Source organism: Rhodopseudomonas faecalis (assembly GCF_003217325.1).
Lineage (GTDB): Bacteria > Pseudomonadota > Alphaproteobacteria > Rhizobiales > Xanthobacteraceae > Rhodopseudomonas > Rhodopseudomonas faecalis.
Genome location: NZ_QJTI01000015.1, coordinates 40091 through 61706, shown reverse-complemented (window position 1 = coordinate 61706; position 21616 = coordinate 40091). Strand labels below are relative to the sequence as shown.

At 66.1% G+C, this 21616-nt stretch carries 20 protein-coding genes; 7 read left to right on the top strand and 13 right to left on the bottom strand.

Translation table 11 applies throughout. The features are described from left to right. The first annotated feature begins 140 nt into the window (after nt 1-140). The 7 genes from BJ122_RS12755 to BJ122_RS12725 all read left to right on the top strand — a co-directional run bounded on the left by BJ122_RS12755 (nt 141) and on the right by BJ122_RS12725 (nt 7277). Nucleotides 141-974, top strand: a complete 834-nt coding sequence (locus BJ122_RS12755; protein WP_110781373.1) for a universal stress protein — start codon at nt 141-143, stop codon at nt 972-974. 230 nt (nt 975-1204) lie between these two features. Continuing rightward, entirely contained in the window at nt 1205-1933 is a 729-nt protein-coding gene (locus BJ122_RS12750; protein ID WP_110781372.1) for a CBS domain-containing protein, read from the top strand. Between the two features lie 145 nt (nt 1934-2078). Next, a complete protein-coding gene (gene fixL / locus BJ122_RS12745; protein WP_245407721.1) occupies nt 2079-3722 on the top strand; it encodes a sensor protein FixL in 1644 nt (547 codons plus the stop codon). Continuing rightward, nucleotides 3712-4329, top strand: coding sequence for a response regulator FixJ (gene fixJ / locus BJ122_RS12740; RefSeq protein WP_027276423.1), 618 nt, complete (start codon nt 3712-3714; stop codon nt 4327-4329). Before fixL ends, fixJ begins: the two co-directional genes overlap by 11 nt. A gap of 79 nt (nt 4330-4408) precedes the next feature. Further along, on the top strand, nt 4409-4825 hold the full coding sequence (locus tag BJ122_RS12735) for a response regulator (protein WP_110781371.1): 417 nt from the start codon (nt 4409-4411) through the stop codon (nt 4823-4825). A 134-nt stretch (nt 4826-4959) separates the two neighbouring features. Further along, on the top strand, nt 4960-5649 hold the full coding sequence (locus BJ122_RS12730) for a helix-turn-helix domain-containing protein (RefSeq protein ID WP_110781370.1): 690 nt from the start codon (nt 4960-4962) through the stop codon (nt 5647-5649). Between the two features lie 320 nt (nt 5650-5969). Beyond that, nucleotides 5970-7277 carry an O-acetylhomoserine aminocarboxypropyltransferase/cysteine synthase family protein gene (locus BJ122_RS12725; RefSeq protein ID WP_110781369.1) on the top strand — a complete coding sequence of 436 codons (1308 nt, stop codon included), beginning with the start codon at nt 5970-5972 and terminating at the stop codon, nt 7275-7277. A 122-nt stretch (nt 7278-7399) separates the two neighbouring features. Here the strand turns inward: BJ122_RS12725 and BJ122_RS12720 are convergent, their stop codons facing one another. The 13 genes from BJ122_RS12720 to BJ122_RS12660 are packed head-to-tail and all read right to left on the bottom strand — an operon-like array spanning nt 7400 to nt 21574. Then, complete coding sequence (locus BJ122_RS12720; RefSeq protein WP_110781368.1) at nt 7400-8770, bottom strand: NADH-quinone oxidoreductase subunit N; 1371 nt, start codon at nt 8768-8770, stop codon at nt 7400-7402. After that, nucleotides 8767-10215 carry a complex I subunit 4 family protein gene (locus tag BJ122_RS12715; RefSeq protein ID WP_027276419.1) on the bottom strand — a complete coding sequence of 483 codons (1449 nt, stop codon included), beginning with the start codon at nt 10213-10215 and terminating at the stop codon, nt 8767-8769. Before BJ122_RS12715 ends, BJ122_RS12720 begins: the two co-directional genes overlap by 4 nt. Further along, the gene (locus tag BJ122_RS12710; RefSeq protein WP_110781367.1) at nt 10206-12176 is read right to left on the bottom strand and encodes an NADH-quinone oxidoreductase subunit 5 family protein; all 1971 of its coding nucleotides are present in this window, start codon (nt 12174-12176) and stop codon (nt 10206-10208) included. Before BJ122_RS12710 ends, BJ122_RS12715 begins: the two co-directional genes overlap by 10 nt. A gap of 2 nt (nt 12177-12178) precedes the next feature. Next, on the bottom strand, nt 12179-12487 hold the full coding sequence (nuoK, locus tag BJ122_RS12705) for an NADH-quinone oxidoreductase subunit NuoK (protein ID WP_110781366.1): 309 nt from the start codon (nt 12485-12487) through the stop codon (nt 12179-12181). After that, nucleotides 12484-12984, bottom strand: a complete 501-nt coding sequence (locus tag BJ122_RS12700) for an NADH-quinone oxidoreductase subunit J family protein (RefSeq protein WP_110781365.1) — start codon at nt 12982-12984, stop codon at nt 12484-12486. The genes nuoK and BJ122_RS12700 overlap by 4 nt, the downstream gene beginning before the upstream one ends. Continuing rightward, on the bottom strand, nt 12981-13502 hold the full coding sequence (gene nuoI, locus BJ122_RS12695) for an NADH-quinone oxidoreductase subunit NuoI (RefSeq protein WP_037267624.1): 522 nt from the start codon (nt 13500-13502) through the stop codon (nt 12981-12983). The genes BJ122_RS12700 and nuoI overlap by 4 nt, the downstream gene beginning before the upstream one ends. Then, nucleotides 13499-14458 (bottom strand): NADH-quinone oxidoreductase subunit NuoH, encoded by a 960-nt coding sequence (nuoH, locus tag BJ122_RS12690; RefSeq protein ID WP_110781364.1) that lies wholly within the window; start codon nt 14456-14458, stop codon nt 13499-13501. Before nuoH ends, nuoI begins: the two co-directional genes overlap by 4 nt. After that, a complete protein-coding gene (gene nuoG, locus BJ122_RS12685) occupies nt 14455-17073 on the bottom strand; it encodes an NADH-quinone oxidoreductase subunit NuoG (RefSeq protein WP_110781363.1) in 2619 nt (872 codons plus the stop codon). The genes nuoH and nuoG overlap by 4 nt, the downstream gene beginning before the upstream one ends. Then, on the bottom strand, nt 17070-18356 hold the full coding sequence (locus tag BJ122_RS12680; RefSeq protein WP_110781362.1) for a complex I 51 kDa subunit family protein: 1287 nt from the start codon (nt 18354-18356) through the stop codon (nt 17070-17072). Before BJ122_RS12680 ends, nuoG begins: the two co-directional genes overlap by 4 nt. After that, nucleotides 18353-18826: an NADH-quinone oxidoreductase subunit NuoE gene (gene nuoE, locus BJ122_RS12675; protein WP_110781361.1), complete on the bottom strand. Its 474-nt coding sequence runs from the start codon at nt 18824-18826 to the stop codon at nt 18353-18355. Before nuoE ends, BJ122_RS12680 begins: the two co-directional genes overlap by 4 nt. Next, the gene (nuoC, locus tag BJ122_RS12670; protein ID WP_110781360.1) at nt 18823-20568 is read right to left on the bottom strand and encodes an NADH-quinone oxidoreductase subunit C/D; all 1746 of its coding nucleotides are present in this window, start codon (nt 20566-20568) and stop codon (nt 18823-18825) included. Before nuoC ends, nuoE begins: the two co-directional genes overlap by 4 nt. Then, nucleotides 20565-21182, bottom strand: a complete 618-nt coding sequence (locus BJ122_RS12665) for a NuoB/complex I 20 kDa subunit family protein (RefSeq protein ID WP_103011184.1) — start codon at nt 21180-21182, stop codon at nt 20565-20567. The genes nuoC and BJ122_RS12665 overlap by 4 nt, the downstream gene beginning before the upstream one ends. Next, nucleotides 21179-21574 carry an NADH-quinone oxidoreductase subunit A gene (locus BJ122_RS12660; RefSeq protein ID WP_110781393.1) on the bottom strand — a complete coding sequence of 132 codons (396 nt, stop codon included), beginning with the start codon at nt 21572-21574 and terminating at the stop codon, nt 21179-21181. Before BJ122_RS12660 ends, BJ122_RS12665 begins: the two co-directional genes overlap by 4 nt. Nucleotides 21575-21616: the final 42 nt, after the last annotated feature.

The window sequence follows — 21616 nt, the reverse complement described above, 5'->3', positions numbered from 1 at the left end:
CGCATAGAAGCTTGCGGCCTGTGCTGATTGCATCCTGCAGGGCAGCACACAGGATGAGATAGATCAAACCACAATCTGATGGCAGCGATATAATGAAATGATAGCTGCATTGGGATGGGTAGCAACGAAAGAGCGCCGCCATGCTGAACGATATCTTGGTTCACCTGCCGGTCGAGCGGCCGGCGGAGCCGGTGATCGATTGTGCGGTTTCTGTCGCCAAGCTGTTCGGAGCGCATCTCGAGGCGATCGCCTGCGCCTATCAGCCGATCAATCCGGCGATCGTGGTCGGCGCTTCCGCTGCCTATTATGCCGACGCCAGCCAGTACAACACCAATCTCGACAAGGCGACGCAGCGGCTCGACCAGTTCAAGGCCACGGTCGGCGCCGCCGGCCTGCCGCATGACGGCCGCACCATCGCCGACAGCCCGGCGCTGGCCAATGAGACCTTGTCGCTGATCGGGCGGATGTACGATCTCAATATCGTGGCGCAGCCCGATCCGGCGCATCCTTGCAATCATGATGGGCTGGCGGAAGCGGTGCTGTTCAACTCCGGGCGGCCGATGCTGCTGGTGCCCTATATCCATGCCGGGCCGCTACAGCCCAACCGGGTGCTGATCTGCTGGGATGGCAGCCGTCCGGCGGCGCGTGCAGTGCACGATGCCATGCCGTGGCTAAAGCGCGCCAAGACCATCGAGATCGTCACCATCAATGAGGACCCGGACGTCGCGGGCGACACCAGTTGCGACGCGCTGGTCGCGCATCTTTCGCGTCACAAACTCAGCGCCACCACCAACAAGTTCAATTGCGACAGCGGCAAGATTCACAGCGCGCTACTGTCGCTGGCGGCCGATAGCTGCGCCGATCTGATGGTGATGGGCGGCTATGGCCATTCGCGGCTGCGCGAATTCATCCTCGGCGGCGTGACGCGCGGCATGTTCAAGTCGCTGACGGTGCCGACGCTGATGGCGCATTGACACTGGCCGCGCCGCGCGGCTGCGCCGGCACCGCGCTTCGCCCTACGACCGCTGCGGCGCTGATGGCGCCGCAGCCTTTGCCCTTGGCCGATCGGGCGACGCAAGCAAGACCACTGCCGTTCACAGGTAGTTCAGATCGACCGCGCCGTTGACGTGGGTCAATCGAGCTTGCGGGCAGCGCGCCTAGGCTACTCAAGCGCCGACAACGAAGCCATAACGGGGAGCAATCCATGCGAGCGCATCAGATCATGACCCGGGACGTCGTCACGATCGGACCGGAGGCGTCGATCGTCGACGCCGCCACGATCATGCTGACGCACCATGTCAGCGGCCTGCCGGTGATCGATCATGACGGCGAACTGATCGGTGTGATTTCGGAAGGCGACTTCCTGCGCCGCGTGGAAATCGGCACCGAACGCAAGCGCGGCCGCTGGCTGAAGCTGCTGCTCGGCCCCGGCCAGACCGCCGCCGATTTCGTGCATGAGCATGGCCGCAAGGTCGGTGAGATCATGACCCGGCATCCCTACACGGTGCGGGCCGACGCCACGGTTGCCGACATCGTCCGCGCCATGGAAAAATATCAGATCAAACGCCTGCCGGTGATGCAGGACGGCCGGATGATCGGCATCGTCACCCGCAAGAATCTGCTGCAGGCGGTCGCCACTCTGGCGCGCGAGGCGCCGGCCGAAGGCACTTGCGACGACGTTATTCGCGCCAAAGTGATCGCCGCGATCGACAACAATGATTGGCGGCCGTTTGGGCTCAGCGTGCTGGTGCGTAACGGCGCGGTCCATCTCAGCGGCGTCATCACCGAGGAACGCTCGCGCCGGGCCTCGATCGTCGCGGCCGAGAATGTTTGTGGAGTCAAGGAGGTTCACGATCATCTGTGCTGGGTCGACACCATGTCCGGCTTCTATCTGAACTCGCCGGAAGACGAGCACACGCTCAAGTCGGCCTGAAACACTAAGCGCTGACTGGGTCGTCACCGCGACGCAGCAGGCGTCTTTCTGCCCATTGACCGCCATGGCCGCACCCGCCGGCCGTGTTGCGAATGAGAATGCTGTTGTGTTATGAAATAGCTAATCAACGGCTGAAGGCGGGAGCGTGACGGTTATTGATCGATCGGACATCGATGATCGCTGTCTCCACGAGCGCCTTCAGGCGGGCATCGAGGGGGCCGGAGTCGGGGTCTGGGAGCTAAATCTCACCAGCCATGATCTGGTGCTGTCGCCATCGGCGCAACACCTCCTCGGCTTGACCGGCCTTGACGCCGCCACCGCACCGGACGCCGCCCCCCTTGCCGCCACCAGCTCGGACTGCACGGTCGATGATCGCGCTGTGACCAACTCTGCGGTGCTGGGCGCGGCCCACAGCCCGCCGATCAGCCTGGAACGATTTTTGGCGCTGCTGCCGGCGGACGACCGCGCCACCGTGCAATCGGCGCTGCGCCATTCGATCGAAACCGGCGCGGCTTTCAATGTCGAATACCAGACCGAGCGCGCACCCGGCGGCAGCCATTGGGTGCGGCTGCGCGGCAGCGTGGTGCCGGCTATGCCGGGCACGCCGCTTTGTCTCGCCGGCATCGTGCAGGACATCGACGACCAGAAAAGGCTCGAACAGGCGCTGCGCACCCAGGAGACCCATCTGCGGTCGATCCTGGAGACGGTGCCGGACGCGATGATCGTGATCGACAGCCGCGGCATCATGCGTTTTTTCAGCAGCGCGGCGGAACGGCTGTTCGGCTACAGCGAGGGCGAGGCGATCGGGCGCAATGTCAGCGAGCTGATGGCGGGGCCGGACCGCTCGCGCCACGACAACCATCTGCAGCGCTACAGCAAGTCCGGCGAGCGGCACATCATCGGCATCGGCCGGATCGTCACCGGGCGGCGCCGCGACGGCAGCACGTTCCCGATTCATCTGACGATCGGCGAGATGCAATCCGGCGGCGAGCGCTATTTCACCGGCTTCGTGCGCGACCTGACCGAATATCAGCAGACCCAGGCCCGGTTGCACGAGCTGCAATCCGAGCTGGTGCATGTCTCGCGGCTCAGCGCCATGGGCGAGATGGCGTCCGCCCTCGCCCACGAGCTGAACCAGCCGCTGTCGGCGATCAGCAATTACATCAAGGGATCGCGGCGGCTACTGAGCGCGATCGACGATTCCAATCGCGCCAAGATCGAAAGCGCCATGGACCGCGCCGCCGAACAGGCGCTGCGCGCCGGTCAGATCATCCGGCGGCTGCGCGATTTCGTGGCGCGCGGCGAAACCGAGAAGCAGGTCGAGAGCCTGGCCAAGCTGATCGAGGAAGCCGGCGCGCTCGGGCTGAGCGGCGCGCGCGAGCAAGGCGTGCAACTAAGGTTCAATCTCAACGCGCGACACGACCTGGTGCTGGTCGATCGCGTGCAGATTCAGCAGGTTCTCGTCAATTTGTTTCGCAACGCGCTTGAAGCGATGGCCAATTCGGAGAAGAAGGAGCTGATCGCTGCCAATGCGCGGGCGGCCGATCACATGATCGAGGTGTCGGTTTCCGATACCGGCACCGGATTCCAGGACGATGTGCAATCCAATTTGTTTCAGACCTTCTTCACCACCAAAGAGACCGGAATGGGTGTCGGATTGTCGATAAGCCGCTCGATCATTGAGGCCCATGGCGGCCGGATGTGGGCGGAGAACAACCCTTGGGGGGGCGCCACCTTCCGCTTCACGCTGCCGGCTGCGTCGCAAGAGGACTTGGCCGATGCCACATAAGGGACACGTCTACGTCATCGACGACGATCCGGCGATGCGCGACTCGCTCGAGTTCCTGCTGGATTCGGCCGATTACGCCGTGACCCTCTACGAATCGGCGCTGACCTTCCTCGATTCGATGCCCAATTTGCCGTTCGGCTGCATTGTGTCCGACGTGCGCATGCCGGGCATGGACGGCATGGACCTGCTCAAGCAGCTCAAGAGCGAGCGCGCCCGGCTGCCGGTGGTGATGATGACCGGCCATGGCGACGTGCCGCTGGCGGTCGAAGCGATGAAGCTTGGCGCCATCGATTTCATCGAAAAACCGTTCGATGACGATCGTCTGATTTCGATGATCGATGCCGCATTGCAGCAGGCCAGCGAAGGCGCCCGCAACGAGGCGATCGCGCTCGATATCGCCGCCCGGATTCAAACGCTTAGTCCGCGCGAACGGCAGGTGATGGACGGTCTGGTGGCCGGCCTGTCCAACAAGGTGATCGCGCGTGAATTCGATATCAGCCCACGCACCATCGAAGTTTATCGCGCCAATGTGATGACCAAGATGCAGGCCGGCAGCCTGTCCGAGCTTGTTCGCCTGGCGATGCGCGGCGGGGCGTTAAAGGATTGAGTTAGATCAAGCTGCAACCCGGAAAAGCATCTTATTTCAAATCTGCATCGTTCACTTGCTGGCACGTGTGGGATTTAAGATGCTAGCACCGCCCGCGGTTGTTTACGTCGTCGACGACGATTACGGCGTACTCGGTTCGCTACGTTTCCTTCTGGAAACGGACGGGTTCCAAGTACGTACGTTCCGTAACGGCGCAGCGCTGCTGGAAGCGGTCGCCGAAAACCACATCGATTGCATTGTGATCGATTACAAGATGCCGACCATGAACGGCATCGACCTCACCAAGCGGCTGCGCGAGCGGCACGTGCAGACCCCGATCGTGATGATCACCGGCTATCCGGACGAGACCATTTCGGAACGGGCCGCGGCGTTTGGCGTGCACCACCTCGCCACCAAGCCGAACCTTGAGGACACGCTGGTCGGGCATATCTGGGGTGCGATCCGCGAGGGCAATGGCCCGCTCGCCCCGTTCGCGATGCAGGAAAGCTTGCGTTAACACGCTGCTTGCGCACGCTAAATCCCTCCGGAAAACTACGTAGGGGGACACCCTTAAGATAACGATCGAAATGGTCTGCCAGCGGTAAAGTTGGCTAGAACGCCGGCCATCAGCTTCCGAATAGGAGACGGCGTATGCTCAACCAGGCAGTCAGAACTTCGGTCACTCCCGTCAAGCCGGGCAACAGCGCGTCCTCCGCGTCCGACCAGTTCTCGATGGTCATGGTGCATGCCGGCCTGGTCGCCTCCGAATTTTGCTACAAGAAGGAAGAAGAGATTTACGGCGAGGACGAGCCCGCCGAATACGTCTATCAGGTCGTGACCGGCGCGGTGCGCAACTACAAGCTGCTGTCTGACGGCCGCCGCCAGATCGGCGCCTTCTACCTGCCCGGCGATGTGTTCGGCCTGGAATCGGGCCCGGTGCACCGCCTCACCGCCGAAGCGATCGTCGACACCACCGTGCGCCTGCTGAAGCGCCGCAGCGTCGAACAGGCAGCCGCCACCGACGTCAACGTCGCCCGCAGCCTGTGGGCGATGACCGCCGGCGAGCTGCGCCACGCCGAAGACCATATGCTGCTGCTCGGCCGTAAGAACGCCATGGAGCGCGTCGCCAACTTCCTTTTGGAGATGGACCGCCGCCTCGCTGTTGCCGGCCTGCTGGCGCTGCCGATGTGCCGCCGCGACATCGGCGACTATCTCGGCCTGACCCTCGAAACCGTTTCCCGTGCACTGTCGCAGCTCCACAGCCAGGGCGTTCTTGGCTTCTCGGGCGCGCGCCAGATCTCGCTGCGCAACCGCCAGCACCTGCACAACATGGACGCTTGAGCACGCTGCTCAACCGTAACGATGGCGACCTCGCTATCGTGCCCTCCTTGGGCGTTTCCTCCCTAGACTTGGCCGCCTGCAAAGGCGGCCTTTTTATTGGCCGACTCAGCGCGCCAGAATGGCCGGAACGAGAAACAATTTTCTCCTTCTGCAGCTGAACGATGAGAAACGACCTTCTCCAAACCCGTTTCACCGGATGAAGGAGATTGTTTTTTCTCTGAGCTGATTGACTTGCCCCCTCCATCCCGACGTGATGCGTCCATCAGGCGCCCGATCGCAGCCGCGAGCGGCGCCCTCGCCTCAACGTCAAAGGATGCGCCATGACCGACAAACTTCACCCCGAAACCCTCGCGCTGCATGCCGGCTGGCGCGCCGACCCGGCCACTGGCTCGGTGGCGGTGCCGCTGTTCCAGACCACCTCGTACCAGTTCCGCGACACTGACCACGCCGCCAACCTGTTCGCGCTCAAGGAACTCGGCAACATCTATACGCGGCTCGGCAACCCGACCACCGACGTGCTGGAACAGCGCGTCGCCGCGCTGGAAGGCGGCGTCGCGGCGCTGGCGGTGGCCTCCGGTCAGGCGGCTTCGGCGTTCTCGATCCAGAATCTGGCGCGCGCTGGCGACAACATCGTCAGCTCGACCGACTTGTATGGCGGCACCTGGAATCTGTTCGCCAACACGCTGAAGGATCAGGGCATCGAAGTGCGCTTTGTCGATCCGTCCGATCCGGAGGCGTTCGAGCGCGCCACTGACGAGCGCACCCGCGCTTATTATGCCGAGACGCTGCCGAATCCGAAGCTGGCGGTGTTTCCGATCGCGGAGGTCGCCGCCATCGGCCGCAAGCACGGCATTCCGCTGATCGTCGACAACACCGCCGCGCCGCTGCTGGTGAAGCCGCTCGAGCATGGTGCCGCGATCGTTGTTTACTCGGCGACCAAATATCTCGGGGGCCACGGCACCTCGATCGGCGGCGTGATCGTGGACGGCGGCAACTTCCCCTGGGAGCAGTTCCCGCAGCGCCAGCCGGCGCTCAACACTCCCGATCCGAGTTATCACGGCGCGGTGTGGGTTGAGGCGGTGAAACCGATCGGCCCGGTCGCCTACATCATCAAGGCGCGCACCACGCTGCTGCGCGATCTCGGTTCGGCGCTGTCGCCGTTCAACGCCTTCCAGATCCTGCAAGGCATCGAGACGCTTCCGCTGCGCATCGAGCGCCATGTGCAGAACGCCCAAGCGGTCGCCGACTTCCTGGCATCGCGGCCCGAAGTCACCAAGGTGATCCATCCCTCCAAGCAGAGCGGCGTCGCCCGCGAGCGCGCCGACAAATATCTGAACGGCAAGTTCGGCGGTCTGGTCGGCTTTGAACTCGCCGGCGGCAAGGAAGCCGGCCGCAAGTTCATCGACGCGCTGAAACTGCTGTATCACGTCGCCAATATCGGCGATGCGCGCAGTCTGGCGATCCACCCGGCCAGCACCACCCACTCGCAGCTCTCCACCGAGGAACAGCTCGCGACCGGCGTGTCGGAAGGCTATGTGCGGCTGTCGATCGGCCTTGAGCATATCGACGACATCATCGCCGATCTGGAACGCGGTTTGGCGGCGGGACGGCTGGCGGTCGCGGCGTAAACGACCGCCGTTCGATCAATCACCCATCGTCATTGCAAACGCAGCGAAGCAATCCAGGGGCCAAGCCAATGGCCCGATGGATTGCTTCGTCGTTTGGGTTACTTGCGACGCCGGTGTGACGCTCACCGCACCGCAAGCGCGGTGGTGACGGCGGTGACCAGCAAGGTCGGCTCGAAGCCGAACAGCAGGATCACAAAGGCGCAGAAGATCAGCAGCACCCGATCGGCCCGATGGCGCGGCGCCGGCTCGATCCGGCTCTTGCCGACGAACGGCGCGGTGAAGAACCGCGCGTAGTAATAGAAGCCGAGCGATGCGCCGATCGCGGCCACCACCAGCAGCACCCATGAGCTGGTCACCACCAGCGACTGGAACAGATAGACCTTGGCGATGAAGCCGCCGGCCGCCGGCAGGCCAGCCAGCGACAACAGCCCGATCACCAGCGCGGTTGCTTCCAGCGGCCTGGTCTTCGCCAAGCCGCGCACATCCTCCAGCGTCGGCCGCTGGCCGAGCATCGCCGAGGCGCATAGCGCCGCGGTCAGCGCCGGGGCGTAGATGCCGAGATAGAACAGCACCGCTTCGGCAGCCTTGGGCGCGCCCGAGGCCAGGATCAGCGCGATATAGCCGGAATGGGCGATGGTCGAATAGCCGAGCATGCGCGGCAATAGCGGCTGGCGCAGTGCCAAGAGATTGCCGATCAGCACCGAGGCTGCGCCGAGCGCGGCCAGCCCGCCGCTCCATAGCGGCTGCGCCAATGACGCTTCGCTGTTCAGCCGCAGGATCGCAATCGCCACTGCGGCCTTCGACACCACGCCGGCGAGCGCGGCGGCGCCAGCCGGTGCGCCTTCAAAGGCGTCCGGCGTCCACATGTGAAACGGCGCCAGCGAAAACTTGAACGCCAGCCCGGACAACAGCAGCGCGCCGCCGAGCGCGAACAGCGCGCCCTGCCCGGTCCAGCCGGGAAAATCCAGCGCGCCGGTTTCGGCATAGATCAGCGCCACGCCGAGCAGCTGCGCCGAAGTGGCGAGACCGCTCATCACCAGGAATTTATAGCCCGCTTCCAGCGCCGCAGCCGAGAGCGGAAATGCGAACAGCGCGATCAACGACAGGCTGATCAGTTCGAGGCCGAGAAACAGCGTCGCGGCATGACCGGCGCCGGCCAATGAGGCGGCGCCGAGCGCGACCAGCGCCACCAGCGCCGGCGCTTCCTTGGCGACATTGCCGACACGCAGGAACACCAGCGCGGCGAGTCCGAACATCGCCGCATAGGCGGTGCCGAACCGCGCCAGACCGTCATCGGTGTACAGCGCACCGATCGGTTGCGGCGGGGTGCCGACCCGGAAGATCACGATCAGCGCCGCGGCGGCGAGCCCGATGGCCGCGGCAATGCGCGCGGCGCGATCACTGTGCATCACCGGCGCCAGCAGCATGGCCGCCACCGCGCCAAGCGCGACGGCAATCAGCGGCGAAAGAGCGATCAGCTGATCAGCGGTCATGGCAGCTTCAGCACCAGCGCCGCCTTGATGGCCGGCTCGAGCAACGCGATCAGGCTTTGCGGATACAGGCCGACCACCAAGGTCGCCACCGACAGCACGATCACCGGCACATATTCCCGCCAGCTCAGATCGATCACATGGCGCGGCCGCGCTTCGCCAAACACCACGCCCTTGAGCAGCCGGGTCGCATAAACCACCGAGACGATCAGCGTCGACAGCGCCACCAGCGCGAACGGCCAGTTGACCTGGAAGATGCCGACCACCACCAGCGCCTCGCCGACGAAGTTAGCGGTGCCAGGCAGAGCCAGCAGCGCCGAACAGAACATCGCAAACGCGGCGGCAAAGCGCGGCGCGGTCTGCTGCAGACCGCCGAGCTGGCGCAGATCGCGGGTCTGGGTGCGCTCATAGAGCGCGCCGATCAGCATGAACAGCGCGGAAGCCGAGAACGAATGCGCCACCATTTCGACCGCGGCACCAGCCAGCGCATAATGCACGCCGGCGGCAACGCCCATCAGCACGATGCTCATATGCGCGATCGAGGTGTAGGCGACCAGCCGCTTGGCATCGGTCTGGCCGCAGGCGACAAAGCCGCCATAGAGCGCGCCGGCAGCGCCGAGTGCGAGCGCATAGGGCGCCAGCACCGCCAGGCCGTCCGGAAACAGCATCGGCGCGAAGCGGAACAGGCCATAGCCGCCGGTCTTCAGCAGCACGCCCGCCAGCAGGATCGAACCCGCGGTCGGTGCCAGCGTATGCGCATCCGGCAGCCAGGCGTGGAACGGCGGCACCGACAGCTTGACCAGAAACGCCAGCGAGAAGCCGAGCAGCAGCCAGACCTGCGCGGTCGGCGACAGTTTTAGTTCGGCCAGTTCAAAGGCATTGAAGGTCATATGGCCGGCCATCGAGGCCAGCGCGAACACCGCGGCCAGCAGGCCGAAGCCGGCGACCGCGTTGAAGATCAGGAATTTCAGCGCCGCGCCTTCCTTGTCGCCATGCCCCCAGATCGCGATCAGCATGAAGCTCGGGATCAGCATCGCTTCCCAGAAGAACACGAACACCAACAGGTCGAACGACATGAATACGCCGATGGTCGCGGCGATGGTCCAGCACACGCAGGCATGGAACAGCCCGGAATCGACGCGGATATCGCGCCAGGAGGCCATCACGCAGATGATGCCGAGCCCGGCCGCGATCGCGATCAGCGCCGCCGACAACCCGTCGAGCGCAAAATTGATGGAGATGCCGAGCGACGGCACCCAGGGCACCATCACTTGCGCCATCCAGCGGCCATCGCCGCTGCCGGCCATCGCCAGGATCAGCACCGCGAGCGTGGCGGCGAGCGTGACGATGGTGACCCAGCGTTCCGCATCGCCCCGGCCCTTGCCCGCGACGATATAGGCCGCCAGGCCCCCCAGCAGTGGCAGCAGAAGAAGGGCGATCAGCGCCATGAGGTCCCCCAGGCAAACAGAAGCAGACCGACGAAGCCGAGCGCGAGGCCCAGCGATTGCTCGCGCAGCCGGCCGGTCTGGATCAGTCGTGCACGCGCCCATGCCCCGCCGAACGACCGGGCAAAGCTCATCCAAGCGAGGTCAATCCGATCGGGATTGAACCGCGCCACGATTGTATTGGCGATCCGGATCGCCGCCGTCACCAGCGCGCGACCAATCGGATCACCCGACACCAGCCGTACCACATCGAGCACCAGCGGCGGCTCTGGCATCTGCACCGCGCCGTTGTTGCCATCGATGGGTCCCGAGAGCCGCTTGGTGGTGCGCCGGAAATTGCGCACGAAGATCAGGTAATACAGGCTGTCGGCCCGGAAGATCTTGCGATGGCGCAGCCGCGCCGCGAGACGTCGCAGCCGGCGCGGGTCGCGCTCGAACTGCCAGGCCAGCGCCAGACCGGCGAGCGGCGCCGCGGCGCCGAGCAGCACCGCCAGCAGCGGCAGATGCTCCGGCAGGCCGCCAGCAAAGCCGATCAGCGCGTTGACGGTGAAGCCGGACAGGATCGCCAGCGTCGCCAGCGTGGCGAGCGGCACCCAGACCGCAAAGCCGTCCCACGGCGCCGGCGCCTTTTCCGGCCCGTCGCTGGCGGCGACCAGCACCACCCGGAACGAATAGGCGGCGGTCAGCACCGCGGCGATGACGCCGAGCGCCCACAGCGGCACGCCCCACAGCCCGCTGCTCCACACCGCGGCCAGCACCGCTTCCTTGGAGTACCAGCCGGCGGTGATCACCGGCAGACCGGCGAGCGACGCCGCGCCGACCGCAAAACTCCCGAACGGCAGCGGCATGCGGCGGCGCGAGCCGCGCAGCGCTTCGATCGCGGTCGAGCCATGAGCGCCGTGGCTCAAAATGCCGGCGCTGAGGAACAGCAGCGACTTGAACACCGCATGGATCGCAAAATGCGCCAGCGCCGCGGCGGGCGAGCCCATGCCGACCGCCAGCACCATGAAGCCGATCTGGCTCATGGTCGAGAACGCCAGCAGCTTCTTGATGTCGCGCTGGATCAGCGCCGCGGTCGCGGTCAGGAGTGCGGTGCCAAGGCCGAGCAGCGCCACCACCGCAGCGACATCGGGCGACGCCGCGATCAGCGGCGACAGCCGCACCAGCAGGATCACGCCGGCCGCGACCATGGTCGCCGAATGCAGCAGCGCCGACACCGGGGTCGGGCCAGCCATCGCGCTCGGCAGCCAGGTGTGGAACGGCACCTGCGCCGATTTGCCGAGCGCGCCGGTGGCGATCAGACCGGCGATCGCGGTGAGCTGCCAGCTATCGATGCTGCCGACCTTGGCCAGCATGCCGTCGAAGCGCGTGGTGCCGGTCGCCAGAAACAGCAGCATCAAGCCGCCGAGCAGCAGGCTGTCGGCAATGCGGGTGGTGACCAGCGCCTTGGTGCCGGCCGCCAGCGATTTCGGCTTCTTGGTGTAGAACGCGATCAGCAGGAAGCTGCACAGGCCGATGGTTTCCCAGCCGAGGAACAGCAGCACCGCATCGGCAGCCAGCACCACCGCCAGCATGCCGGCGAGAAACAGGTTCATATAGGCGAAGAACCGCCGCAGATCGGCGACCGGCTCCTCGCTCATATAGGCGCCGGCATAGATCAGCACCATCGCGCTGATGAACGCCACCGTGATGCCGCCGACCACGCTGACCGGGTCGAGCGCCATCGCGATTTCGGCGGTGAACGCGCTGACATTGATGCTGAGGATGTTGATGACCGTGCCGGCCTGGCAGGCGTCGCCGCCGACACAGGAGACCAGCACCGGCAGCATCACCAGCGCCGGCAGCACCGCGCTGACCACGCCGATAACGGTGACCAGCGCGCGCGGCATCCGCAGCGGCACCAGCGCCAGCAGGATGAAGCCGAGCAGTGCCGGGACGGGAACGAACGGAAGGAGCTGCGCCATGGCTACCCCTTCAGCCCGCTGACGGCGTCGCTGTCATCGCTGCCCTTGGCGCGCCTGATCCGCAGGAACAGCGCGAGGCCAACCGCGACTTCGGCGGCCGCCAAGGTCAGGGTCAGCACGAACATGCCCTGGCCATCGGCTTCGCCGTGATAGGCACCGGCAGCGATGAAGGCCAGCGCCGGGCCGCTCAATGCCACTTCCAGCGCGACCAATTGAAACAGGATGCCGCGGCGCGCCAGCACGCCGAACAGCCCGGCTGCGAACAGCCCGGCGGCGATGATCATCATCCCGGTGAGTGCGGCGCCGCTCATGGTTCCTGCTCCGGGCCGCGATCACGGCCGATATGGCGCACGCCGATCAGACCGGCGAGCAACAGGAACGAGGCGAGTTCAATCGCCAGCGCCCAGGGGCCGAACAACAGCCGCCCGACCGCCTGCGCCGATACCGGCGTGGCGTGGCTCGGGATCGGATCGCTGATGCCGAACAAAAATGGCGCCGCCACCAGCACGCTGATCGCGGCTGGCACCGGCCAGGACTGCCGCAGCATCTCGCGCTCGCGTGCGATCGCCGAGCCGTCGGTGCCGACCGTCATCGCCACGAACACGAACAGCACCACGATGGCGCCGGCATAGACGATGATCAGCAGCGCCGCGGCAAAGCCGGCGCCGAGCGCAAAGAACGCCGCCGCCAGCGCCAGCAGCGTCGACAACAGATAGAGCAGCGAATGCACGACATTGGTCCGCGTCACCGCGAGTGCGGCGGCGATCAAGGCCAGCGATCCGGCGTAAGTGGCAAGAAGCGGGCTCAGGGCAGCAATCCCTTCAAATCAACGGGCGGCGATTCATGATCGGCTTCGCCCTTGTCCTTGCCCGCGATCGCCTTGCCGGCCACCGACCAGTAGCGATAGCCGCGCACCTTGCCCTCGCCAGCGATCAACAGATCATGCTTGTCATAGACCAAGGCATCGCGCCGCCATTCGCTCAGTTCGAAATCCGGCGTGAGCTGGATCGCCGAGGTCGGGCAGGCTTCCTCGCAGTAGCCGCAGAAGATGCAGCGGGCGAAATTGATTCGGAAGTGTTCTGGGTACCAGCGGCCGTCATCGGCCACCGCCTTGGCGAGGTCGATGCAGCCGACCGGGCACGCCGCCGCGCACAGATTGCAGGCGACGCAGCGCTCCTGGCCATCGGGATCGCGGGTCAGCACGATCCGGCCACGGCTGCGCGGCGGCAGATAGGGCCGCACCTCCGGATATTCGACGGTCTCGACCTTGCCGAACAGTTTTCGGCCGACCCGCAGCAGACCTTCCAGCCAGCCCAGTCCCTTCATGGCGCGCTCCTTGCCACCACGACCACGCCGGTGATCAGCAGATTGAGCAGCGCCAGCGGCAACGCCACCTTCCAGGCCACGGTCACCATCTGGTCGTAGCGCGGCCGCGGCATCGCGGCGCGAATCCAGACGAACATCACCGCGATCGCGCCGGTCTTCAGGCCGAACCAGATCGGGCCCGGCAGCCACGGACCGAGCCAGCCGCCGAAGAACAGCGTGACGGCAAAGGCCGACACCAGCAGGATCGCCAGATATTCGCCGAGGAAGAACAGCCCGAACGACATGCCGGTGTATTCGGTGATGTAGCCGCCAACCAGATCGTTCTCGGATTCCGGCAAGTCGAACGGCGTGCGATGCGCCGCGGCGATGCCGCCGAGCGTGAACAGCGCCGCGCCGAGCGGCTGCAGCACGATGAACCAGACGTTTTCCTGGGCGCGGACGATGTCGTTCATCGACAGGCTGCCGGCCAGCATCACCACCCCGAGCAGCGACAGGCCGAGAAACGCCTCATAGGCCAGCATCTGCGCCGCGGCGCGCAGGCCGCCGATCAGCGAGAACCGGCTCGGCGAAGCCAAAGCGCCCAGCACCACGGCATAGGCGGTCAGCCCCATCATGCCGAGCACGAACATCACCCCGACATCGATCGAGGCCAGCGCCAGCCCATCGCCGAACGCCACCACGCCAAAGCCGGCCAGCACCGGCGTCGCCGCCACGGCGGGCGCCAGCCGATAGGCGACGTGGTCGGCGCCGGGCGGCACCTCGTCTTCCTTGGCGATGATCTTCACCGTGTCGGCGACCCATTGCAGGAAGCCGAACGGACCGACCCGGTTCGGACCAAGCCGCTCCTGCACGAATGCCAGCACGCGGCGCTCGACCCAGGTGAAGGTGCCGGCCGCGACCAGCAGCGCCATGATCAGCATGGTCGAGATCGTGGCGGTGAGCAGCATGCCGATCATCGCGCCGCCTCCACCCGCACCCGGCGCAGCGGACCGCGCGGCGCCAACGTCCCGGCGCTGAGCGCCACCACGCCCTGCGCCAGTGACGGCTCAAGCGTCAGCCGCGCCGCGCAGGGTTCGCCATTGATCAGCACCGCATCACCGGCCGCAAGGCCAAGGCGCTCGGCCTCATCGGGATGCAGCAATAGCCGCGGCGCCGGCGCCCGTGCCGCCAGCAAGGCCGAGGCGCGGCTGGTTTCGGTGCCGCTGAACACATCGGGCAGCGGCAGCAGCAGCAGCCCCTCGCCTTCGATCGCGACCGGCGGCGCAGCTTCGGAAATGGCGCCGCCCTCGGGGCCGAACAGCCGCGCGCCGGGATCGCCGCCGCGCAGCGGGCCGTTGATCTCCTCGACAAAGCGCGTCACCGCATTGGCGGAGTGCAGCCCGTGGGTGTCGTAGCCGGTCAGCAGCGCGGGCGGCAATTCGCGGCCGCGCGAGCCTTCCATGCCAAAGCCGAGCGCGGAATCCGGATCAAGCGGCGGCGTCGCCGCCGGATCGCGGCCGGCGCGGTCATCGGCGGTGCGGCCGGACAGCGGCCGCGGCGTGCGCGTGCCATGACCATGGGCGCATTGGCACGACGCCTCGGGCGCGGCGCCTTTCAGCCCGGCAAGCTCAGGCCGTTCGGCCAAGATAGCGTCGATCAACTGATCGAGCGCCGTGAACGGTCCGGCTCCGAGCGCGGCGAGCCGCCGCCACGACGCCGGCACCTCGGCCGACGGCGGCAACGCGGCGAAGAAGCGCTGCGCGCGGCCTTCATAATTGACGTAGCTGCCGGCCTGTTCGCTGAAACTCGCCACCGGCAGCACCAGATTGGCGCGCTGCGTGGTCTCATTGTCGAGGCAGTCGAGCGCGATCACCTCATCGGCCGCCCCCAGCAACTGCTCGACGCAGGCACGCGGCGCGCGCTCGAACAGATCGTTCTCCAGCACGATGACGTGACGGGCTGGCCCGCGCCGCAGCGCCGCGGTGGCCGCCTCGATGCCCTCGCCGCTAAGCAGCGCCAGCCCAAAACTGTTGGCCTCGGGCGCGATCAGCGCAATCCTGGCATCACCGCCAAGCGCGGCCGCGATCGCGGCTGCGGCTTCCACCGTGTCGGCAAGGCCGAGCCCGGAGCCGGCGATGATCAGCGGCCGCTTGGCTGCTTGCAACGTGCGGGCAATGTCGCTGGCGTCGCGATCTTCATCGCGGCCGGCGAGCGCGGCGGCGACCGCATGTCCGAGCGCGGCGACCTGCAACGGGTCGCGGCGCAGCGCCAGCGTCGCGATCGGATCGAGCGTCGAGTCCGGCAGCGGCGTCGCCAGCATGATCGGGCTGCGGCGGCCTTCGCCGGCGACGCGCACCGCCTGATCGAGCCACTGATGGACGCCCTTTTGTGCCGCGAGTTCACGCTCGGCACCGCGCGAGGCCTGGCGCAGCGCCAGCGCCATGCGCGGCGCGCTGTCGGTGAGCTGTTCGCCGAGCACCAGCACGGCGTCGCAGCGTTCGATCTCGGATAGCGAGGCGATCTGACTTGGGCGCGCGCGCAGCAACTCGGCCATGCGCCGCGTCAGCCGGGCTTCGGCATCGGACACGCCGGCAAAGAACCGCTCGGGCCCGACCAGCCGGCGCAGCGCGGCATTGGCTTCCAGCGAGGCGCGCGGCGAGCCGATGCCGATCGCGCCCGCGGCGATCAGTTGTTGCGCGGCATTGATCGCGTCATGATCGCTGAGCGCGGCATTGCCGCGGCGCGGCGCTGTCAGCCGGCGCTCGGACACCACATGCAGCGGCCCGAACCGGCCGCGATCGCACAGGAAATAACCGTTGAGCGCGCTGTGATAGCGGTTCTGCACCCGACGCACCTGGCCGCCGCGCTCGGCGACAAACAGATTGCAGCCGACCGCGCAATGCGGACAGATCGACGGCGTCGCCTTCATGTCCCATTTGCGCGCGTAATGCTGCGACCAGCCCTTGTCGTTAAAGACGCCGGTCGGGCAGACCTCGGCGAGATTGCCGGCGAACGGGCTTTCCAGCACGCCGTCCTCGGCACGGCCGAAATACACATTGCCATGCGAGCCGAACGCATCGAGATCACGGCCGCCCGCATAGTCGCGATAAAACCGCGTGCAGCGATAGCAGGCGATGCAGCGGTTCATCTCATGGGTGAGCAGCGGCCCGAGATCCTGATTGCGATGGGTGCGCTTGTCGAACTGATAGCGCCGGCTGTGATGGCCGGTGGCAATGGTCATGTCCTGCAAATGGCAGGAGCCGGCTTCCTCGCACACCGGACAATCATGCGGATGATTGATCATCAGCCACTCGATCACCCGCGCGCGGAAATTGCTGGCCTCCTGATCGGCGACCGAGACCCGCAGCCCGTCGCTGACCGGCGTCATGCACGACATCACGATCTTGCCGACGTCATCGTCCGGTCCGCCATAGACCCGCACCGCGCATTGCCGGCAGGCACCGGCCGAACCGAGCGCGCCGTGCCAGCAGAAATACGGAATGTCGATGCCATTGGCGAGGCAGACCGCGAGCAGATCCTCGCCGTCCTTGGCCTCGATGGTGCGGCCATCAATGGTGATTTTCACGGTCATGCGCGCCCCACCGGACAATGGCCCGCAAGATGTGCGGCAAAAACATCAGCAAAGCGTTCAAGCCCGCTGCGCACCGGCGTCATTGCGCCGGTCATCAGATCGCAGAAACTGCGCCCCGAGGGACCAGCCAGATCAACATGCATCTGTAGCAGCTCGAGCGTTGCGGCAGTGCCCTGCCCGGCTTCGAGCTGATCGAGCAGTTTTGATACCCACGGCAGGCCGTCGCGGCACGGCGTACACAATCCGCAGCTTTCGCGGGCATAGAACCGCGCGTGACGCGCGATCGACGCCACCGGGCACGAGGTTTCGTCGAGCACGATCAATGCGCCGGTGCCGAGCGCGCTGCCGGCCTTTTTCAGATGGCCGAAATCCATCGGCACATCGAGTTCGGCTTCTTCCAGAAACGCGGTGGCACCGCCACCGGGCTGGAACGCGCGTAGCCGGCGGCCGTCACGGATGCCGCCGCAGCGCTCGATCAGTTCGCGCGCGGTCGTGCCCATCGGCGCCTCGATCAGCATCGGACGATTGACGCGGCCGGACACGCCATAAAGCTTGGTGCCGCCTTCCTCGGTGCGCGACAGGCCGCGGAACCAGTCGGCGCCGTGCTGCACGATCAGCGGCACGCAGGACAGCGTCTCGACATTGTTGACGATGGTCGGCCGGCCCCACAGCCCGCTCTGCGCCGGGTAAGGCGGGCGGGCGCGCGGCACCGGACGATCGCCCTCGATCGCCGAGATCAGCGCGGTTTCTTCGCCGACGATGTAGCGCCCGGCCGAGCCGTGCACCCGCATGGTCAGCGAAAAGCCCGAGCCGAGAATATTGCTGCCGAGCAGGCCTGCGGATTCGATTTCGACAATGGCGCGGTTCAGCGCCGCGGCGCCAGCGCGATAGGCATCGCGCACCAGCAGGATCACTTCGGTGGCGCCGATCGCATAAGCGGCCAGCATCGCGCCTTCGATCAGCTGATGCGGCAGCGCTTCCAGCAGCAGCCGGTCCTTGAACGAGCCGGGCTCCATCTCATCGCCATTGACGCACAGATAGCGCGGCCCCTCGCCGGCGGCAGCCGCCGCCTTGCGCATCAGCTTCCATTTGGTGCCGGTCAGGAAGCCGGCGCCGCCGCGGCCGCGCAGGCCGGAGGATTCGACCAGCGCCACCAGATCATCGGGCGACAATTCCTTGAGCGCGCGGCGCAGCGCCTCGTAACCACCAAGCCGTTGCCACTCGGCAAAGCTGTGCGGGCTACGGTCGGGCCTGGCGCGGCAGGTCAGCGGGGTTTCGCTCATTGCGCCGCCTCGATCAGTTGGTCGAGCTGATCGGCCGACAATGGCCCGACCAGCTTGCGGTCTGGCCCCAGCAGCGCCGCCGGCGCGCGGTCGCAGCCGCCGATGCAGCAGACATTGAGCAGCGTGAACTTGCCGTCCGGCGTGGTTTCGCCAAAGCCGATGCCGAGCTTCTGCTGCACGGCGTCGCGCACATCGTCGGCACCGTTCAGATAGCAGCTCAGGCCATCGCACAGCAGGATCACCGTTTCGCCGACCGGCGAACGGAAGATGTGGCTGTAGAAGGTGGCGAGGCTGTCGAGTTCAGCGGTGGTGACGCCAAGCGTGGCCGCGGCTTCCGCGAGATGCGCATCCGACACCCAGCCTTCGGCCGCCTGCACCAGCTTGAGCGCTTCCAGCATCGCCGCCTTGGCGCCGCCGTGATGATGCGCGGCGGTGCGGATCGCCTGTATGGTTTCAGCTTTCAGGGTCATCGGTCGACGTCCGACATCACGTAGTCAATGCTGCCGAGATAGGCGACGAGGTCGGCCACCGTCAGCCCGGGCGCGATCGCCGCCACCGATTGCAGATGGGTGAACGACGGCGTCCTGATCCTGGTGCGATAGCTCGTGGTGGTGCCATCTGAGATCAGCGAATATTGCGTCAAGCCGCGCGCGGTCTCGATCTGGCCGGTCGCTTCGCCGACCGGCACCACCGGCCCCCAGCTGACGCCGACGAAATGGTGGATCAAGGTATCGATGTCATGCAGCATGCGCTCGCGCGGCGGCGGCGTGGTCAAAGGATGATCGGCCTTGATCGGCCCGGACGGCATGTGATCGAGGCACTGCCGGATGATGCGCAGCGATTGCCGGATTTCCTCGACACGCACCAGCACGCGATCATAGCAATCGCCATGAACGCCGGTCGGCACCTCGAACTCGAAATTCTCATAGCCGCCGTAAGGTCGCGCCTTGCGGATATCGAAGCCGCAGCCGGTGGCGCGCAGCCCCGGGCCGGTGATGCCCCATTCCAGCGCGGTCGCGGTGTCATAGGCGGCGATGCCGACCGTGCGGCCGCGGAAGATTTCATTGCCGAGCACCATGCCGGCATAATCATCGAGCCGCGACGGCATCCAGTCGAGAAACTCGCGCACCAGCCGCTCCCAGCCTTCCGGCAGATCGGCCGCGACGCCGCCGATCCGGAACCAGCCGGGATGCATGCGTGCGCCGGTGACCGCTTCGATCACCCGGTAAGCGCGTTCGCGGTCGGTGAACATGTAAAACACCGGCGACATCGCCCCACAATCCTGCGCCATCGTGCCGTAGAACAGCAGATGGTTCATGATGCGGAAAAACTCGGCGAGCATGATGCGGATGGTTTTGGCGCGGTCCGGCACGGTGATGCCGCACAGCCGCTCCACCGCCTGCAGATAGGGCAGCTCCCCCATCAAGCCGCCGAGATAATCGATGCGGTCGGTATAAGGGATGAACTGATGCCAGCTCTGCCGCTCGGCGATCTTCTCGGCGCCGCGATGATGGAAGCCGATATCCGGCCGCGCCGCGACGATCTCCTCACCGTCCAGCGCCAGCACGATGCGAAACACGCCGTGCGTCGCCATGCTGTGCGGGCCGTAATTGAGGATCATCAGTTCGAGGCCGTCGCGCTCGGTCGGCAGGTCGAGCGCCTGCGGATCGACCGCGAGCGCCCGCTCCTCGGCATCGAACTGCGCCTGCGTCATCACGAAGGGCGGCCGCTCGGTGGCGCGCACCGGCTGATCCTTGCGCAGCGGATGGCCTTCCCACAACGGCGGCAGCAGAATGCGGCGATGGTCCTTGCGGCCTTCAAACTGGACGCCGAACAGATCATACGCCTCGCGCTCATACCAATCCGCGTTCGGATAGACATGCGCGATCGAATGCGCGCGCGGCTGCTGCGCGTCGAGCGGCACTTTGAGACAGATGTCGAGATTGCGATCGAGCGACACCAGATGGCTGGCGATGGTGACGCCGGACGGCGGCTGGCCCTCGCGATGGCGGCGCGCGGTCTCGTCGATCGCCCACAGATCGGCGAGCAGCGAAAACGGCCTCGCGATCTCGCTCTTGAGAAAGCGATGCACGGCCGGAGCGATCTCCGGCCTGATCCACACCGTCGGGAACGAATCCTTGGTCAGCTGTTCGCCCAGAACGCCCTGACCAAAGCGCGCGCCGAGGTGTTTGACGAGCTCGGCGGCGGTCACAGCTTCTCCGGGGGATCGAGCAGAGTTTGCGCCATGCGCTGCTCGCGACGATCGTCGCGGCGGCGCGGCGCATCGAAGCCGAGCGCGGCGGCATTGCCGACGGTGACGCCGAGCGGACGACGCTGCGCGCCGACCTGCTGCTGCAACAGCATCAAGGCATCGAGCACCGCTTCCGGGCGCGGCGGACAGCCGGGAATGTAAACATCGACCGGCAGAATGCTATCGACGCCCTGCACCACCGAATACACGTCGTACATGCCGCCAGAATTGGCGCAGGCGCCCATCGAAATCACCCAGCGCGGCGCGCGCATCTGCTCATAGAGCCGCAGCAGCGGCGCCGCCATCTTGTGAAACACCGTGCCTGACACCACCAAGAGGTCGGCCTGGCGCGGCGAGGCGCGGATCACTTCGGCGCCAAAGCGCGCCTGATCGAACACCGGCGTCAGCGCCGAGACCTGTTCGACATAGCAGCACGACAGCCCGAAATTGAACGGCCACAGACTGTGCTTGCGCGACCACGCCACCAGATCCTCAAGGCGCGTGAACAGGCTGGTGAGCGCCATCTGTTCTTCGACCGGCATTTCCGCGCCGGGACGCTGCAATTCGTAGCTCATTTCTTGCGCTGCCTCGGCCCACCCCAATCGAGCGCACCATCGACCCACAGATAGATCAAGGCCAGCAGCAGCACGCCGATGAAAATCGCCGCTTCAGCAAGGCCGAGCCAGCCGGCATCGCGCGCCGCCACCGCCCAGGCGAACAGGATCGCCGCTTCCATATCGAAGATCACGAACAGCGCAGCGATCAGGAAGTAGGGCGCGTTCTGTGGTCCCTGCGGCGGCGCCGCGGGCAGAATGCCGCTTTCATAGGGAACGTCGGGCCGCGCCCCGGCGCGCTTTTCGCGCAGCCAAGCTGCCACCACCACAATGGCGGCAACGATGCCGGCCGACAGCGCAACATGAATCGCCAGCGCTGCGCCGGGGGCAATCGGAAACAGGAAATCACCCAACGGCAAAGCTCCAAACGCCTGCCCGCTCTGCGCCGCGGCAAC